The sequence below is a fragment of the Flavivirga aquimarina genome (assembly GCF_030540835.1).
GTDB classification, from domain to species: domain Bacteria; phylum Bacteroidota; class Bacteroidia; order Flavobacteriales; family Flavobacteriaceae; genus Flavivirga; species Flavivirga aquimarina.
Window position 1 is genome coordinate 14,361 of sequence record NZ_JAUOEK010000152.1, and the last position, 18,859, is coordinate 33,219.

Below are 18,859 nucleotides of genomic sequence, written 5' to 3' on the forward strand. Positions count from 1 at the left end.
GTTTTTCAAGGAAAAAATAAATTCGCAGCTTAATTATTTGGTTTTATCTTAGAATACGTTATTTAATCTGTTGTAACAAAATTGTCTGGAATAGTTAATGGTAAATACCAGTTTTCCGGATTCATTAATTTTACTTGAACAGCATTAGCTCCAGCGTCATCACCCGCATTTTCAAATTTGCTTGCTACAGCATCTGCAATAATGCTAGGATCGTTACTTCTTCTAGCAAAACGAAGTAAGTCTTCCCACCTGTTACCTTCAAATGCAAGCTCTAAAGCATTTTCATCAAGAATTAACCTATTTACTGCTTGAATAGAATCTGTTAAGGTTATATTTTCAGGAACATTTACGGCTGCCATATCAACTCTTCCTCTAATGCCTCGGTTTCCAGAAATAGGCTCATCACTAGTGTTAACTGTATAATATTGACCGATTGGGAAGTTTAAAAAGTTCTCTAGGTTGCCAAATAAAGGTGCATCTACTGGTGCATCTGTTGTATTGAAAATACCATTTACAATAGCTAGTGCCTGTCTGGGGTGTCCTGCATAATTGATCGCTTCTGCATATCTAAGATAAATTTTAGCGGCTCTATTCCACATAAAATAGTCATATTGGTATTTATAAATTTTTGCTGTCTCTTCAGTATAAGGAGTAATATCTCCTATGGTACCAGTTACAGATCCTACAGTTCTTATATCTCCTAATTGATTATAAGCTTCACCATTGTAAGACCTGTATTGTGACGCCCAATTTTGTAAAATTAGAACGGAAGGTTTTAATTGATTAGTAATAACTTCAAAACTGTTATTTTGCTGTCTGTACTGATCGCTAAAAGCGGTGTAATTAATTATTTCTTGAGGTGCGAGGTTTTCATCAAAAATACTTGGCCAAGCAGTTACCACAGTATAGTTGCCACCATTAAGGGTTGTCGTTGTACCGTAAGCTGATAAGTTATAGAAATTACCACCTCCAGAAACGTGATTATCAAGAAATTGTTTATAGCGTGTTGCAGCAGTAATAAAATCTCCTTTCCATAAATTTAAATCACCCAAAAGAATATCTTGATCTGGAATCATACTAAATATATTGTACCCTAATGAGTTTGCATATTTAGTAACATTTTCGACACCTTCTATAGATGCTAAATTTTGAATTAATGTATCTAAAGCTGCATTAAAAGAAAGTAAAGGGTAATTTTCTTCTAAATTCTCATCGCTAGCAATAGGTTTGGTTATGTATGGTAACTCACCAAAGTTTATTAATATTTGTAATTGCGCCCATGTTCTAATTCGTAAAATTGAAGCGTAGTCTTCTAGCAAAACACCATCGTATGCCTCGGTATCAATGCCATGTAATGCAAAATTGCAATTGTTAATTATGGCGAATAATGTTGTTGGATTTATATAGCTATTATCAGGATTAATTTCATGCCTGCTAATTTGTCTAATTTCATCGCTTGTGTTATCGGTAACATCTACTAAATCTGCTCTCATTTCTCCTAACACAATATACTGTCCTGTAATGTCTTGCATTAGTGCGAGGACACCGAATAGGGCCGACCTTGCATCAAGTTTATCATCTCCAAGGTAATCTTCTGTTAATAATACCTCTTCTGGAGAAACCTCTAAAAAGCTTTCGCAAGATGTAAGCAGGGTTGAAGCGAAAAGTAAGCTGAAAAATATACTTATATAATGTTTCATTTGTTTTTTTTTAATTATTTCAATCTTTTTCAAAAAATTATAATCCGACCCTTATACCTACCAGTATAGAGCTGTATTGCGGTGTAAAACCTGCATCTATACCTTGTAAATAACTTGCTTGAGAAGCACTTACTTCTGGGTCGTAACCTAAATAATCTGTTATTGTAAACAAGTTGTTTGCTGTTACATAGAATGTCGTATTAAAGGCCTCTGAACTGTATGATAATGATAATGTTTTAAGACGAATATAAGATCCATCTTCTATCCACCTATCTGAAAATCTGGAGTTCCCAACGTCGTCACCATATACAGCACGCGGTATATTTGTGTTTTGGTTATCAATTCTCCAACGATTGGCTACTGCTAAACTTTGATTAGCAAAACCCGACATAGATTCTGTGTTTCTTCTTAACGCGTTATAGATATCATTTCCTTGGCTAAAGGTAAATATCGCTGATAGTGTAATTTTTTTATATGTAAATGTGTTTTGAAACATTCCCGTAAAGTCGGGATTAGGATCTCCTATAACAACTCTATCGTCTTCATTAATAACATTATCTGAAGCATTTGTGTTTACAAATCGTACATCTCCTGCAACAAATGGTTCTTCGAAACCTCTAAAATCTGTCCAATTTAAACCAGCAGAAGAGGCCTCGGCGGCATTGTTATAAATACCATCGGTTTTATAGCCGTAGAACAATCCTAATGGACTCCCTACCTGATTTAGTATTGTTGCATTTACACCATCTATATTTATAACCTGAGTTTGTCCCGGCAGTGAAGTAATTTCATTTTTATATTGCGATATATTACCACCTATATCCCAACTGAAATTAGGGGTGTTAAATAAACGTGCATTAAAACTCAACTCAATACCTTGGTTACTAAGTTTACCATCGTTTGTAATATAGCTGTCATAGCCATAAACAGGGCTTATGTCTCTGGTATTAAGCAGGCCATCTGTAACGTTGTTAAAATAGTCGAAGCTAAATGATAAGCGTTCGTCAAATAAACCCACATCTAATCCTAAGTTTGCTTTAGCTGTTTCTTCCCATCTTATAGAGCTATTCGCTAAATTACCACTAACAAGGCTTGTTCCTTCTAAAAATCTTTTAGATACAAAGTAGGATTCAGCATTGTAATTGCCAATACCATCATTTCCTGTTAAACCATAGCTAGCACGCAATTTAAGTTGATCGATGCTTGTGTTATTAGCCATAAAATTTTCGGAAGAGATTAACCAACCCGCACTAACAGCAGGAAATATACCAACAGATTTATCATTTCCAAAACGAGAAGAGGCATCGGCTGATATATTACAACTTACAAAGTATTTGTTTAAAAAAGCATAGTTTGCATTACCATAAATAGATACCTGTCTCCAATTTCCTATACTACCCGAAGTAACAAAGGTTAACCTATCACCGCTATCTAAAGATGTAAATTGATCGTCTGCAGAGTTACCACTTGTAGAAAATGAGTTTTCGTAATTATTTATATTTAAACGTAAACCCAGATTAAATGAAAAATCATGTATACCTCTTGCATTATGTAAATAGTTAAATCTACTGTCATTATATATAGCAAATAAACTTTCTGCATTTACTTTTGATGTTCTAAAAAGCGCATCACCGTAGTCATTAAACTCTGTAGATAGCCCTAAATCTGGTAAGAAAACATTTTGCCTGTTCTTTATATAATTAACTCCAATTAAAGAATTAAAGGTTGTTTTCTTAGATATTTTGTATCCAAAATCCAGATGACCGTATAAATTGTAATCCTTGGCTTCAAAAATAGCATTATCTGTTATTGCAACAGGGTTACTAAAGCCTCCTATATTGTCTACGTCTTCATATATATCTGTTACAATACCGTCTGCATTAGGAACATAAGGTGATAGGAACGGTGATTTATTTAATGCAGAGAAAATAGGCGATGTGCTAAATAACCCATCGTCGAATAAATCACGTTTTGTGTAACTAACACTTAAGTTAGTTTTTAACGATAATCTTTCAGTAATATTAGTTTCGGCATTAAATCGTGTTGCAAATCTATCAAACCCGCCATTAGAAACAACCCCATTGTTAGATGAATAGCCTATAGATAGTCCATATTTAGCAACTTCATCTCCCCCTGTAACTCTAAAATAATACTCATTTACATAATCGTCACTAAATATTTGTTTTTGCCAATCTGTTGCATTGTGATATTTTTCATAATCCTCAAATGAACGGTTTTCATTAAAGAAAGGCAAATTACTAATTTGGTTATCATCTGTATAAAGTTCAGAGTTGTTTATTTGATCGGACAGATAAGATCTAAATTGATTCTCATTCATCATAGGAATATTGTTAGGGGCAATATTTAAACCTCCTTGAACATAAAAATCTATTTTAGTAGTGACCTCATTGGTCTTATTTGTTTCAATTAAAATAACACCATTGGCTCCTCTTGAACCATACATAGAGGCAGCGTCTTTTATAACAGTAATATTAGCAACATCTTTTGGGTTTATATCCGATAAAGGATCATAACTGTAGCCATTTATCAGGGTGTTATTGGTAAATGTATTGGTTTCAAGCATCATTCCATCAACAATAACTAAGGGTTGTGTTGAAGCATTTAATGTATTGTACCCTCTAATAAATATATTAGCTCCAATTCCGGGAACACCAGAACGCATAATTGCTCTCATACCACTTACTTCACCATTTAATATATTGGCAACAGACTCTCGGGGAGTGGATATGGTCCCTTCTTTAGTTTCTATGGCACTAGCAATGGAGGCATTTGATTGTTTACCAAGTGGCATATCGACATCTTTATAATACGATTTAAAACCGTTGTTATAAATTATAATGTCGACACTATTACGACCTTTTAACGCAACTTCCTTAGTTTGATAGTTAGAACTAGTAACTATAAGTGTTACTCTTGCATCTGGTACTATTAGAGAAAACTTACCATTTTCGTCGGTTAATACAGATGCATATTCTTTTACTTGTACGCTTATTCCTACTAAAGGTTCTTTGTTAGTGGCATCTAACACTGTTCCAGTTACCACAGTACTAGATTTTACCTGCGCTTGCAATGCAAATGTGATTCCTAAAAATAAAATGCAAAAGAGGATATAAGTATTTTTTATTTTCATCATGGTCAGATAATAATTCATATTTAATTTTTAGTTGTCTTATTCTATTGGAATTAGTTCTGCATAATCAATACCGAATCTTCGATCATATAGTATTAGTTCTGATTCACTAACATCAACAAAAACTTTTAGTTTCACATAATAGTTATTGTCATTCTCTTGGTTTATATATACAGGAAAAGTATAGGTATCTCCAATTTGTATGAGGTTTTCTTCTAAATTATTGACTATAATTGGCGGAATCTGATTAACAATTATGTCATTATTTTCATCAACGTAACTTAGCTCAAATTTTAACTTGGTCTGTTGTGATGCTCCTATTGGGGCAAATTTTAAATGCAGGGTGTAACTGGCAGATAGGACATTGCTAAAGGCTATTTCAAAATAGTTGTTACTTTCACTTGCATCTGGGTTTACAGCTAGATTCACATCATTAATAAATCGACCAGAAGCTGTAATGTTAAACTTTTTTTGGATTGTCAAATCCGATAGATTACCAATAGTCCTTCTTTCCGAGTCTTCTATTTCATATTTTACCGGTTTATAGATGACATCTTTGGGGTTGTAATCTAATGTGTTTACTACAAATATGTTACCGTTACTTAAAGCAACATCTTCTGCAATAGTGTTATCTAGTATAACTTCATTACCTGTTGTGGTACTAATAGGTGTGCCATCTAAATCATTTAGATCTACAGCAAGGAAATTTAAATTACTAAATATGGTTCTGTCTGTATTTACCTGAATAGTATCTGCTATAGGGTGTTGGTAATAATCTTTAAAAACATCGTAAATTCCTGTGTAGGCTGGTTCTGTTAAACCAATAAAAGAATAACGTTTTTCTTCAGAGTTTAAGTCTCCTATAACTTTAAAGTAAGTGTTTGATAACTTAAAAATAGAGTCGTAAACTGTTTGTCCTAAGGAGTTTGTTCCTGTTTTTATACTATTTTCTTCATCGAAAACAATTTCATTAAATTGGGATAAAAAAGTCATTAATGATGGGAACTGGGCGCTGTTATTGTTAAGGTATTCCCAAATGTTCTGGTTAACTTCTAAAACATCATCAATAGTATGTATGATCCCATTAGATGCTAATATATCTTTTTCTACAAGGTCAACGTCTCCAAAACTTGAATCATCATTTGTATTAATGAATTCAACATATTTATTGTTGAACATTTTTACAAAAGTTTGTTCATTACTTGTTGTATTATAGGAAAATAGACTAATATGGTTTCCTATTAGATTTTTTAACAAATCTGGATCGTTTAGTATATTGTCAGATACTTGTTCTAAAGCAGCATTACTGGGTGCCCAAACGGTAAAAGCTTGTGATGTTTCTAACTGACTTTTGTATCCTGTTTGCTCAAGTAATTGAACAAATGTGGTATACTCAGGATCTTCAGATAGTATGCTAATGATATTGTTTTCCAGTCTGGAATCAAGTTGTTCGTAATGGTCATCCCAAGCCTCTTCTTTACAGCTAAAGCAAAGAATTAAGCAAGCTATTACCAATAACCGACTGAAATTAAGTATGCAATTATTTCTGTTTTTCATTATAAAATCTTTAGTTATCTATTTTTTGGTCTACTGGAGGTATTCGTTTTAAAAAATCAAATCTTAATACTCAGCTTTAACAGTTTTTAATCATTATAACATTCCGAATCATCTGGTCCAGAATTATCATCTACAGGTATCCACTCTATATAATCTATTGGAGTACCTCCCGCTTTAACAACTTCCATTCGAAAAACGTGTCTTTTTTGCTCTGGACAAAGTAGCTCTTTGGTTATAATAAATCTGCTTGCACCAGCAACATCATATTGACTAGTACCAGCGTTATTAGTAATACACCTGTAACCATGTCTCCAACCTCTAGACTCCATAAGGGCTTCATCTGGATATCCTTTACCAGAATTACCTAATGTTAAATCGTAAACAGAACCAATAGGCTCGCCATCCCAATAAATTTGAGTAATGGCTCTGGCTCTATTACCGCCATTACTAGATATTAACATTTCATATTTCCCTTTGGGTAACACAGGTGTGTCAAATTCAATCCAAGCATAACCACCAACATCTAATATGTTGTTATTTAAATTTACTCTATTGGATTGTTGTAAATAGCGTTTATTCCCTTCAGGAAACCATCTAATAAATTCCCAAGCTGTGCTTGGCACGTTTTGATTTCGTCTAATTAACCTTGATTGGTATTCAGGCTGATCGCTTACAACATCAAAAATAATATGCTTAGGCTTTGGTGTAAATATGGTAAATAGTTTATTTACAGTATGGTAAACCCCATTTTTAGCTGGATAGTTACTGTCTTCTATAATTAAAGATGTCCATGTATCATTTTCTCCTGTTTCTGTTTCGTTTATTCTTAGTTCAGTATCTGTTTTAAACGATTTCCATGCATTTCTTGGTAAAACAGTATTTACAAATGCATCGTCTGGAAAATTTCTGGAATACAGGAAATTTTGTGTCGCATGATACCCTACAAATCTATTTAGTTCATTATCTGGATTGGCGTAATCTGTATCTCCTGGAGACAATAAATTAGCCAAATCTTCAAAAGAATTAATGCCTTCTTGGCTATAAACTTCATCAGACTCTGCTAAAATGGTAAAATTATTTTTTGAACCGAATTCGTTAAAAACAACCGAGAATACCTCATAGTATCCTGTTTGTTTCAAAGCCTCAACAAAAATGGTATGTTTACCTGCTTTTTCCATAACTACGGGAACCGGGTCTACAAAAGGTGATAATACGCCATCTAGAGCATGTATAATACCATTACTAGAGCGAATGTCATACTCGTCCAACCCTACGCCCCGATTAATTTCTACATTGGCAATACCGCCTCCTTTTAGGAATGATGTTGTAAGGTAATCTCCTGTATATGTTGTATCTGCAAGGCGTCCTTCAACAAAGCCACTTGTTAATCTACCTGTTGGTATGGTATGAAATTTTACAATTAATTTTAAAAATTCAATATCCTCTGGATTGGTTATCTCACTTACAGATGCTACGTTCCATTTTTCTTTAATATAGGCTTTAACAGCTTCGTTGGTTGGCGTGAAACATGTATAGTTACCATAACTCTTCAGAGAATTATAAAATTCTGTTTTTTCAAGAATTTCAATATAGGATGAAAATATCTCCGGATTAGCTTCTAAAGTTTCAATAATCGTCATTTCATCTGTAGTAAAGAATGTCGCTCTGTCAAGGTCGTCGTTGCAACTAATTATGCTAAGTATAATTACTACAAGTCCGGTTATCCAAACAATATTTTTTTTAGTTTTCATAATCTATAATTTTTAATTTTCATAATAAGGGTTTTGACGTAGATTAGGATTTAAATTAATCTCATTTTGATAAATAGGTAAATAATAAGATTCTGTATCTGAGTAATAACTTAAAATTTGTTCTAAATCATCTGGACCAGCTTTTACTTCAGCTAAGATTAATATAAGGTCTTGGTTTTCGAAGTTATTACGTTTTGCAAAACGGAGCACATCATACCATCTTTTACCTTCAAAAGCAAACTCCTTTTGACGCTCTAATAGTAAGGCATTAAGTAATTCGTTCTCTAAAACAGGAACGTTCAGGGGGACTCCTGTAGCACGTTGGTGTATTTGATTTATAAGATCGTATGCTTTATTTAGATCTTTGTTATTAGATGATAGTATATATGCTTCTGCCTGCATGAGTAAAACATCGGCATACCTATAAAATATGAATGTATTGTAAAACTCGTCTTGTGCTCTATATCTTCCTGTTTCATCTACACCTGCATATTTAAATACGGAGTTTTCAGGACTCCCAAAAGTTGCATAATTTGCCCTTATATCGTCTGGGAATTCTTGATATAAATCTATTATTCCATCAAAGGGAGCATAAACAGGGTTTCCTACGTAGAATGAACTGTTTATTGTTGCAAAAATATCATCAAATTGAAGTTCAAAAATACCTTCGTTTGAGTTGCCTTCGAAAAATATTTGATTAAACCATTCTGAACCATCAACTAAATTGTATTTACCCAGGTTTACAAGACGGTTAGAAGCATCAATACTTTCGTCATACTGCTCGTTCCATAAATAAACATCTGTTAGTATAGATAGAGCTGCTCCTTTTGTCATTTTACCTTTATCGTGTGCGGCAGATTGTGAGAAGCCTAAATTAAGGTCATCTACAGCAAACTCAAGGTCTGAAATGATTTGAGTTATAATTTCAGATTCGGTACTTTTAGCTGGATAAAAATCTACTTGATTATTAGACGTTGAAGTTAGTATTAATGGTACTTCTTTAAAGTTTTTAACAAGTATAAAGTAAGCTAAAGAACGAATGGTTAAAGCTTCTGCTTTAATTCTATTAAGTTCTTGTTCTGTAAACGATAAATCTTGTGCCTGAGCTTGGTCTGCAAACGTTAGTACCAGATTACAATGGTTAATTGTTTTGTAAAAACTACTCCAGCTAACTAATGCATTGCTGGGGAACATGTAGTTTTTCATCATGTTTAATTGATTACCACCTGCTCTTACAGAAACCAACATTTCGGCTCTTAATTCTCCCCATAGTAATACTTTATCTGTAAATGCTGCTTGGTTCATTGAACCGTAACATCCTGCAAGTGCAGCAGAGACTTGTTCTTTGTTTTTCCAAAACTCTTGTTGTGTAAGATTGTCTTTAGGTTCTAGTTCTAAATAACCAGTGCATGAAGATAATGTCATCAAGATTACTGGAATGATTGTGAATATTTTAAATATATTTTGTTTCATAATATTTTTTAAATTTTACCATTTAGAATGACAGGTTTACTCCTAATGTTATTTGCTTAGATCTTGGGGTTTGATTATTATCATAACCAAGTTCTTTCCAGTTAGCACTATTTCCTGTTTCTGGATCAGCACCTGAGTATTTTGTAAAGGTTAGTAGGTTGGTTCCTGTTACAAAAAGTGATGCATTTGTAAAGTTTATTTTTTCTATAAATGTCTTAGGTAGATTATACTTAAGAGTAATGAATCTCATTCTTATAAATGAAGCATCTTCAAGAAAGCGATCAGATCCAAGTGTATTAACCGGGCTATTAAAAACAGCTCTCGGAATGTCGGTAACATCGCCTTCAAACCTCCATCGGCGTAATGTAGCTGTGCTTTGGTTGTCATAGCTATCCATACTTTCAGTATTCATTCTTGCCAAGTTTATAACCTTTTGGTTATACCTGAAATTGAAGAATGTATTTAACTGAAGGTTTTTATACCTTATCGTTGATCCAAAACCACCATACAGTAATGGGTTAGCATTACCTAGGTAAACAACATCTAATCGATCTATACTACCATCTTTATTAATGTCTTCATATTTAGCTTCACCGGCATTAAATAGTCTACTTTCATTAAATACCATATTTTTTGGATCACCATTTAAATCATAAATAATATCACCATTGGCATCGCGTGCTATTAATTCGTCACTGGTGCTATACACGCCTAAGTACCTGTAACCATAGAATGATCCAATAGGATTATCTTCTTGTATTCTTTTTAAGTAACCATCAGGTCCCGTTGCTAAAGGGTTTCCGTCTTCAACATCTTGAGCTTCAGATATTTTTGTTATTATATTGGTGTTACGTGCGATATTGAAGTTTAAGTCTAAAGAAAAGTCTTTATTTTGAATGATTTTAGTTCTTACACTTAATTCAAACCCTTGATTATCTATGTTTCCTAAATTAAGAAACGGAACATTTGAAAAGCCTGATGTAGAAGGGATAGCAGTATCTTTGGTTAATAAGTCTTTGGTTTGCTTTTTGTAAAATTCTAAATCGCCACTTATACGATTATCTAAAAAGGAATAGGTAAGTCCTAAGTTTTTTTGTATCACAGTTTCCCATCTTAAATCTGTTAATTCCATATTGTCTGGTAATACTGGGCGCTCTCCGAGGTAATTGTAATTATATGTAGAATAGGTGTTATATTGTCCATAGTTAAAGTTTGGTGAGTTACCATTAACACCATAACTGGCTCTTAAACCTAATTCATCTATAAAATTTAAAGACTCCATAAAAGGTTCGTCTGAAATGATCCATTTTCCGGCAATACTAGGGAATGTACCGTACCTATAACTACTACCGAATTTGGAGTTGCCTTCGGACCGGATACCACCATTTAGAATGTACCGATCTGAAAATTGATAGTTAAACATAAAGTTATAAGCTACCGATCTATTTTGTGTGAAACTTGATACTAAGGTGTTATCAGAACCTTCAATTCTTGTCTGGGCAATGGGAGTTTGTATTAAACTACTGGGAGAGTTACTTGTTGTAACCGCATACCCTTCACTTGTTTTTTCAAAGGTTTGAAGTGCTACACTTGTAAAAAGAGAGTGCTTATCTCCTAAGTAAGGTTTCCAAATAAGTCTATTATCGGTACGCATTACAAAAAATTCAGCGTCAGAAAAAATAGCTCTATTTGCTGAAGAATTCGTCCATGCAGCTCCTAATGCAGCTTCGGGAGTAAACCTAGACGTCTTATCCACATTAATATCAAACGAGATAATTGAAGTATAGTTTAATTGTTTAATGGGCTTATAATTAAATCTAAATATGGGAGAAATTCTATTGTTTTCTACATTAAACTTAGATAGCCTAGCCATGGCTACAGGGTTATAATAAGCAGCTCCATTACCTTGAAAAGCATCGACTGGTGTGAAATATACATCTGTAGGGTTACCAGAATCATCTATTTCATAAATAGATTGATTGGGCATTTTAATAAGTGCTAATGCTCTAATGCCTTGGTTTCCTAACCTGAAAGATCTATCTAACGACCCATGACTATATGATAACTCTGATGCAATTGAAATTTTATCAGAAATATTATAATCGAGAATGGCTCTGGTAGTAAATAGCTTAAATCCTGTGCCAACAGTAGTACCTACTTGATTTTTATAACTCGCAGAAATACGGTATGTTGATTTTTCTCCACCACCGGAAACACCTAAAAAGTTTTCATGTATTGATCCTGTTTGTGTTATTTCATCTATCCAATTCACATTTTTATTATAAAGCTCGTAAAACTCATAATCTGGATTGTATTCAATTTGTGGATAACTGATAGTATTGTTTACTGCTATATTTTCATCTTTAATTAGGGTAGAATATTGATCTCCATTTAGCATAGGAATCCCTTCTGGCTGCCAACCAACACTACCTCTATAACTGTATGAAAACCTAGCTTTTCCTTTAGCGCCTCGTTTTGTTTTAATAAGTAAAACACCATTTGCAGCACGTGAGCCAAATTGAGCGGTTGCTGCGGCATCTTTTAGTACCGAAATCTCTTCAATATCATCCGGCGATACACCAATCATGGCTGCATACTGTTGTTCGTCGGCAGAACTAAAATCAAAAAGTGCATCAATTTCTGTTTCAAATGGTACACCATTAATAACAATTAGCGGCTCTGAAGATGCGTTTAATGATGAGGTTCCTCGAATTCTAATGGACATCCCTGCTCCTGGTTCTCCAGAATTAGCAACAATGTCAACACCACTTAATCGGCCTTGTAATTGATCCACAATACCAGTGGAAACTGTTTGGCTAATTTCTTTAAGTGAGATCGTTTCTATTGCTGTTGCAATGCGACGTTTATCGATATCGAATTCTCCGGTGAAAACCCTTTTATTTGCGCGTAATACGATGGCATCTAATTCTGATATATCTTCTTTTAATTCAATATTTATTTCTCTTTGATTGCCGGGTACGAGTTCTTGTGTAATAAACCCGATATAAGAAAATGTTAAAATATTATTAGGGTCGGTAACTTCTATAGAAAAGCGTCCGTTAAAATTGGCCACGGCCCCACTAATAAGACGGTTATTTTTATCTTTTTCTGCAACAGTTGCCCCGGCTAGTGGCCCACCGTCTGAATCTGCAGTAATAGTCCCTGTAATAATAAATTTATTGGATTGAGCAGTCATGGTATACACAGAGAACAATGCGAATACTATTATAAAGATATATGAATATGACTTGTGTTTATACTTCATACTTATCAAGCTTTTGTTTTTTACTAGTTTAAATAATTGTCGATTTCGTGAATGACTACTCTTTTTGAAAATAAGTTTGTTACGCTAGCTGTTTCTGTTATAACATCTCCAGTAGTTGGATTTTTTATTGTTAAAGTTGATGTCGCATAGTTATTTTCAAATGTGTAAGTATCGTAAACGGGTACAAAATCAATCACTTTACTGAAATACATAGAATCAAAATCTCCTGCTGTATTACCATCAGTAGTTATAGCTTGCTGTATAAAATGCTTTTTAACAAAATTTAAAAGATCTTGTTTGGCGATTGCAAATTCAAGGGGGGATAAAGAACCTAATGTACTTGGTTCTACGATGATACCATCACTAATAGCTTGGTTTACAGCATTATTGTTTGGAGCAAGTAAGGTGAATGTTCTTAATAAATTAAGGAAAGTAACCAGTTTGTCACCTGTATAATTAGGTATATTAACTAATGCATCTGCTGCCTCAAGAACTTCAATAAATCTAGAGAATCTAACTGGGTCTTCCATGAGCATTCCGTAAGTGAATTTTAATGGTCTTTCAACTGAGCGACTCATCTCATAGAATTTACCATTATCTGTATCTTGTATAGAAATTACTTGAGCAGGTTCATTTAATGCTATATTGCCGCCTCCAGACACTTTATTTCCTTCATAGGCGTAAATAAATTCACCACTTTTAGTTGGATAATAATTATTACTACTAAGATCTACAGTTTCTTCTACAATTTGATTCAGTACAATATCTTTTAAAGTGGTTGTAACATAATCTACATCTGTTGAATTTGGAGTAGAATCATTTGGGTCTGGATATGTGCGATTGTTTGCCGTAACAGGATCGCCGTCTACTTGCATATATATTACAGATAAATCTTCTGGAGTCTCATCTAATAATACTGTTATTGTTCTTGTTGCACTGTTAGGGTCTGCAATATTAACAAATTGATCATTTTTAATTCCAAATACAGAGAATTGCGACCCTTTACTTAGTAAGGCGTTATCTATGCCTAAATCTTGTACAGCCTTTAACATAATGGTATACTCTGAATCTAATAATAAAGGCCCCATAATGGTAGAGAAATTATCGTTAGTATACACTTCATCAATTCCCACAAAGAAACCATTGCTGCAAAATTTTTGATCAACGACATCTTCGAGTTTATAATCAACTAAATCTAAAGCTACATTTAAAGATTGACCAATATTTGTTGGGCAGATACTCCAAAAGTCTCTAAAGAAAAAAGTGCTAAGAAATTTACCTAGAACATCTAATGGCATAGCATCGTATGAATCATAAAATTGACCAAGAATACTGTTTCCGTTTAAGTATTGTTCTAAAGCATCATTAGTAGGGACTAATAAACCAGTAGCATTGGCTAAAGTTCTATCTACATTATTAAGTAATCTTGGGTAACTTTCATCGTAAGGACTAAATGGTAATAAGTTATCTACAATTCCTGTTTCGAATAATAAGTAATAAAGTTGTTCTGGTTCTCCCACATCATTAATAACCTCACCTCGGTCACTAAAAATGGCAAAGCGATCTAGTAAGCTCTTAAAAAGTGTATACTTATTTCCATATTCTTCAGAAGTAAGGTTTTGATATAGGTTTTTTCTTGGTTCAATTACCTTGTCTAAGGCATAAATCATTCCGTTTTCAGCTATTATATTGGCTTGAGATACATTTGCTTCAAATACTTTCATGTCTCCTGGGTTATATGTTTCTCCAGGGAACATAAATGCATAATCGGTCGTTTCAAAACCCGCTTTTGCTTCAATATAATCATCAAGAAAGTAGACTGTGGGCTTGTTTCTTCCGTAACTTGGGTCAACCCTATACTGTCCTGGTTCCCATTTCATAATATTGGGGTAATCATCAGCATTTAACACTTCAATGGAGTCTTTATATTGTGTAAAGCGTTTAAAACTATTTCCAGCATAAAACCCTCTATTGAAGTATGTTAATGTTGTTGTATTCCAAGCATCAATAATAATTGAGTATTGAATAATGTCTAGTATTTTATCCGATGGGATAGCGTCTATTGATGTATAGCCTTCTGCGGTCATATATGCTTCAAAGGCTTCATCAGTAGGAGCAAATATGGTCCAAGACCCTCCTTTTTCTAAAGGCTCTTTATACTCCGTTTGATCTATTAATTGTAAGTAATAATTGAAGTTTCCCATTGACTCAAGTTGTGTATAAACTGTACCAGCCAAATTTTCGGGACGTGCAAATTCAAGCGAGTCAGGTTTGCAGCCAAAAGCGGAGATAATTATAAATACTATTATAATTAAACTATTTATATGCTTCATTTTTTTATCATATTTAAAGTTAGTTGTGTTTAATAAGGATATTTAGTTTAATTCAGTTTTTAAAGGTTAATTGGTGATTTATCATGATTTTACGTTACTAGTAATAAAAGTTTATTAAGTAATTGTTTTTTTAATCAAACCAATATCAAATTGCTTATGTTGATATTAATATGATTCATTACAAGTAGCTTTAATATTTAAAACCAAGCATGGATTTAGTCTGTATTTTTTCAACTAAAAACAATGCTTATAAAAAGCAACCTAAAAATGTAGTAGAGATAACTAAGGTTTTAAGTTTTAGAATATTGTTGGTGCAGCTTCATGAAGATTAGTTAATTGAATCGAGAAATAACAAATAAATTGTTTTCATGATGTCATAACTCTTATGCATTTTTTCTAATTCATAATCTTTCTATGGGTAATTTGATTGTGTTAACATGGTTTTTTTGTTTAGTTTTTTTTAAGTGAAGTTAGATGATTAATTAAATGTTAATTTGAAATTACTATTTAACAACATCTATAAAATAGGTTTTTAGTTTGTTATTACAAATTAATGATTAATCAACATTTTTAGATGTAAATTATGACTCATTATATGTAAATTATTATCCATTTTATACGAAATTGGACACAATATTGATTTTTATTAAATAGTTAATATTATTATTTGAACAAATAATCAAAACAACAACCATTACTCCAAAAAAAAGTGTTGTTTATGACTTAATCAGGGAAGAACTATGTGTTTTTTGGGATTTATAAGATTCAGTATGCCGTGTTCAGTGGGCAGTAATCAGTCATCGGTAAACAGTGTTCAGAAAATCCAAAAAACACATAGTTCTTCACAGTTTAAGTTTAACTCGTCCCTTTGTAAAAAACTTCAAAAACTGTTCAAAATCAATAATGAAGCTATAGGATAGCTGTTTTAAAAAAATATCGTTTACCTTGATTTTTGTGGTCAAGAATTTTTTCAGATATCTTTCTGTAGTATAATAATTTTTAAGGGTTCCGAATTTAAGAACAGACTTCATACTGGTATTATGGTAGTCCACTAATTCCATAAGAGTCTTATGCTGTTCGTCTTCTCCCAAAAAACGAGCCTTGATGTTATAGGCAGTAATCAACTTGAACTCATCTATCAACTGTTTGTGGCAGGCCAATAAATTGGCACAAATATCGTCTAAATAGGTATTGAGCATTTTTTATGCTTCTCTGATATCTCTAAAAATGAAAAAACCTGTTAATCATACGATTAACAGGTTTTTGGTATAGATTGATACTCTATTTTGTCGGGGCGGCAGGATTCGAACCTGCGACCTCCGCGTCCCAAACGCGGCGCGATAACCGGGCTACGCTACGCCCCGAAACAGTTATCTTATTTAAGAAAATTTGCGGAGAGACCGGGATTCGAACCCGGGCAACACTTACGCGTTGACAGATTAGCAATCTGCTCCATTACCACTCTGGCACCTCTCCTAAATTTTATTAAGAACTACTGCAATAAAATTGCGGTTGCAAATGTAATTCATACATTATAAGAACGCAACTATTTTATTTAATTTTTTGTAATTTTTATTCAGGATATTCAATACGCAAATGATAAATATTTGCAAGCTTGCGCTTTAACACCTTTTTTATTGATTCAATCTCTTTAAAAGTAATATTGGCATTTAAAAATTGACCTTCCTCTATTTGTTTATTTATTATATTTTCTACAAAAGCATCAATCTTTGTAGAGGTGGGTTCTTTTAAACTTTTTGAAGCGGCTTCAATACTATCACACATCATTAAAATAGCAGTTTCTTTACTAAATGGCTTTGGTCCCGCATAGCTAAAATCCAACTTGTCAACGTCTTCAAACCCTTTTTTTTCTTGCATATAGAAATAATAAACAATACTGGTACCATGATGCGTACGTATAAAATCGATAACTCTATCTGGTAAATTATTTTTTCTGGCTATCTCAATACCATTTATAACATGATCTGTAATTATTCGGGCACTTTCCTTTGGTAGCAATTCATCATGTGGGTTGATTCCCGTTGATTGATTTTCGGTAAAATAAGTTGGGTTTTTCATTTTACCAATGTCATGATACAAAGCCCCCACTCTTACTAACATTGCATTGGCTCTAATTTCATTTGCAGAAGCCTCAGCAAGATTTGCGACATTCAAAGAATGATGAAATGTTCCTGGTGCTTTGTTAGACAGTTCTTTAAGTAATTTAGAGTTTGTATCCGATAGTTCTAAAAGTGATACATCTGAAACCAAACCAAAAATTTTCTCATAGGCATATATTAAAGGCTGTACAAACAAAGTTGCCAATCCACTCAAAATAAACCATATAAATGTTTGCCATTTTATAGTTTCTACACTAGCTTCATGAATGACAAAAAAAGCAAAATAAGCTATAATATAAATGAATGTAATTTGTCCTACTGAAATAAACAAATTGGCTCTTTTATATAATTCTGAAACAGTTAGTATCGTTACAATTCCAGCAATAATTTGAAGAAACATATACTCATAACTATTGGGAACAATAAATCCTATTAATAAAACCGTAATAACATGAGCAAACATGCCTAATCTAGCATCAAAAAATGCTTTAAGTACTAGAGGTAAAATACAAATAGGAACAATATAAATATACTTCGAATCGTAATTTACAACCATAGTAGTTATAAATATCAACAAGGAAATATTAAAAAAAATAAATGTGACTTTTGTGTTATTTTCAAAGACACTTATTCTATATTTTCGTAAGAATAAAAGCAACATTAACAGAGCTAAAGCTACCAATAATGTATAAGCGAACAGCACCCAAATATAATTAGATTTATTCCAAACTTGCGACTCGTACTCAGATTGTAATGACTTTAAAATTTGATACTTATCACCTTCAACAACTTCTCCTTTAGAAACTATTAGGGTTTCTTTTGCAACACTCCCTCTGGTATAAGCTATTTTATCTAACTCTTCTTGTAATGCCTTATCTGTAAAAGATTTGTCGTAAGTTAAATTAGGCTCAATTAAATCAAAAAACAAAGAAGTAAAACTTGTTTTGTAATGGATTAACCCCTGTTTACTTAAAACATCATCAATCACTTTTGAAACAGCATCTTGTTTAATTAAATGAGAAAAGAATCCATCTTGTTTTTTAACTCTTCCATCAAGTACAACTATAGCCCTTTCATCCGGAAAATTATAGCTCTCACTTAAAATTCCAAATAAATACAACTCAGAAATAATGGTTTCTCCAGCTTTGTATAACTTTCTCGATGTCGTTCTCCTAATAGAATCTGAAAATGTATTTTTAAACTGGTTTTTATACGAAGATTTAATTTTAGCTTCTATAGTATTATCTAAATTAAAATACAATACCGAGTTATTAACCAATGCTTCTTTTTCAGAAGTTATTTCTGCATCTGTTTTCTTTATAGCAAAATCAAAAGGAGCATATAAATTTTCCGATTGCCAAGGTTTTCCATTTTCAAAATTGTACTTAAATTTTCCACTTTTAGGGAATAAGTACACTATAAAAAAAGTGGTAGAGATAAATAACAACCCTTTATAAATCAAGGAATGATTTCTATACAGTTTATTTATAAAATCTTTCATAGAAAAGC

The 18,859-nt window shown here is 32.8% G+C and carries 9 protein-coding genes and 2 tRNA genes; all 11 read right to left on the bottom strand.

Annotated features, from left to right (window positions below):
• Positions 1 to 62: 62 nt before the first annotated feature.
• On the bottom strand, positions 63 to 1,700 hold the full coding sequence (locus Q4Q35_RS16120; RefSeq protein WP_303279040.1) for a RagB/SusD family nutrient uptake outer membrane protein: 1,638 nt from the start codon (positions 1,698 to 1,700) through the stop codon (positions 63 to 65).
• A gap of 37 nt (positions 1,701 to 1,737) precedes the next feature.
• Positions 1,738 to 4,872, bottom strand: a complete 3,135-nt coding sequence (locus Q4Q35_RS16125) for a SusC/RagA family TonB-linked outer membrane protein (protein ID WP_303279042.1) — start codon at positions 4,870 to 4,872, stop codon at positions 1,738 to 1,740.
• An 18-nt stretch (positions 4,873 to 4,890) separates the two neighbouring features.
• Entirely contained in the window at positions 4,891 to 6,408 is a 1,518-nt protein-coding gene (locus tag Q4Q35_RS16130) for a fasciclin domain-containing protein (RefSeq protein ID WP_303279043.1), read from the bottom strand.
• Positions 6,409 to 6,494: 86 nt separating this feature from the next.
• Positions 6,495 to 8,159, bottom strand: a complete 1,665-nt coding sequence (locus tag Q4Q35_RS16135; protein WP_303279045.1) for a fasciclin domain-containing protein — start codon at positions 8,157 to 8,159, stop codon at positions 6,495 to 6,497.
• Positions 8,160 to 8,171: 12 nt separating this feature from the next.
• Positions 8,172 to 9,632: a RagB/SusD family nutrient uptake outer membrane protein gene (locus tag Q4Q35_RS16140; protein WP_303279047.1), complete on the bottom strand. Its 1,461-nt coding sequence runs from the start codon at positions 9,630 to 9,632 to the stop codon at positions 8,172 to 8,174.
• Positions 9,633 to 9,654: 22 nt separating this feature from the next.
• Positions 9,655 to 12,897, bottom strand: a complete 3,243-nt coding sequence (locus Q4Q35_RS16145) for a SusC/RagA family TonB-linked outer membrane protein (protein ID WP_303279049.1) — start codon at positions 12,895 to 12,897, stop codon at positions 9,655 to 9,657.
• A gap of 23 nt (positions 12,898 to 12,920) precedes the next feature.
• The gene (locus tag Q4Q35_RS16150) at positions 12,921 to 15,230 is read right to left on the bottom strand and encodes a fasciclin domain-containing protein (protein ID WP_303279051.1); all 2,310 of its coding nucleotides are present in this window, start codon (positions 15,228 to 15,230) and stop codon (positions 12,921 to 12,923) included.
• An 842-nt stretch (positions 15,231 to 16,072) separates the two neighbouring features.
• The gene (locus Q4Q35_RS16155) at positions 16,073 to 16,429 is read right to left on the bottom strand and encodes a phage integrase SAM-like domain-containing protein (protein ID WP_303279052.1); all 357 of its coding nucleotides are present in this window, start codon (positions 16,427 to 16,429) and stop codon (positions 16,073 to 16,075) included.
• Positions 16,430 to 16,519: 90 nt separating this feature from the next.
• Positions 16,520 to 16,594: transfer RNA gene (locus tag Q4Q35_RS16160), tRNA-Pro, on the bottom strand.
• 28 nt (positions 16,595 to 16,622) lie between these two features.
• Positions 16,623 to 16,706 (bottom strand) — tRNA-Ser (locus tag Q4Q35_RS16165).
• Between the two features lie 96 nt (positions 16,707 to 16,802).
• Positions 16,803 to 18,851, bottom strand: a complete 2,049-nt coding sequence (locus tag Q4Q35_RS16170; RefSeq protein WP_303279054.1) for an HD family phosphohydrolase — start codon at positions 18,849 to 18,851, stop codon at positions 16,803 to 16,805.
• Between the last annotated feature and the right edge of the window lie 8 nt (positions 18,852 to 18,859).

Excerpts from the sequence above, each read along its gene's own strand:
- Q4Q35_RS16120 (WP_303279040.1), bottom strand. The coding sequence starts at position 1,700 with ATGAAACATTATATAAGTATATTTTTCAGCTTACTTTTCGCTTCAACC.
- Q4Q35_RS16125 (WP_303279042.1), bottom strand. The coding sequence starts at position 4,872 with ATGAATTATTATCTGACCATGATGAAAATAAAAAATACTTATATCCTC.
- Q4Q35_RS16130 (WP_303279043.1), bottom strand. The coding sequence starts at position 6,408 with ATGAAAAACAGAAATAATTGCATACTTAATTTCAGTCGGTTATTGGTA.
- Q4Q35_RS16135 (WP_303279045.1), bottom strand. The coding sequence starts at position 8,159 with ATGAAAACTAAAAAAAATATTGTTTGGATAACCGGACTTGTAGTAATT.
- Q4Q35_RS16140 (WP_303279047.1), bottom strand. The coding sequence starts at position 9,632 with ATGAAACAAAATATATTTAAAATATTCACAATCATTCCAGTAATCTTG.
- Q4Q35_RS16145 (WP_303279049.1), bottom strand. The coding sequence starts at position 12,897 with ATGAAGTATAAACACAAGTCATATTCATATATCTTTATAATAGTATTC.
- Q4Q35_RS16150 (WP_303279051.1), bottom strand. The coding sequence starts at position 15,230 with ATGAAGCATATAAATAGTTTAATTATAATAGTATTTATAATTATCTCC.
- Q4Q35_RS16155 (WP_303279052.1), bottom strand. The coding sequence starts at position 16,429 with ATGCTCAATACCTATTTAGACGATATTTGTGCCAATTTATTGGCCTGC.
- Q4Q35_RS16170 (WP_303279054.1), bottom strand. The coding sequence starts at position 18,851 with ATGAAAGATTTTATAAATAAACTGTATAGAAATCATTCCTTGATTTAT.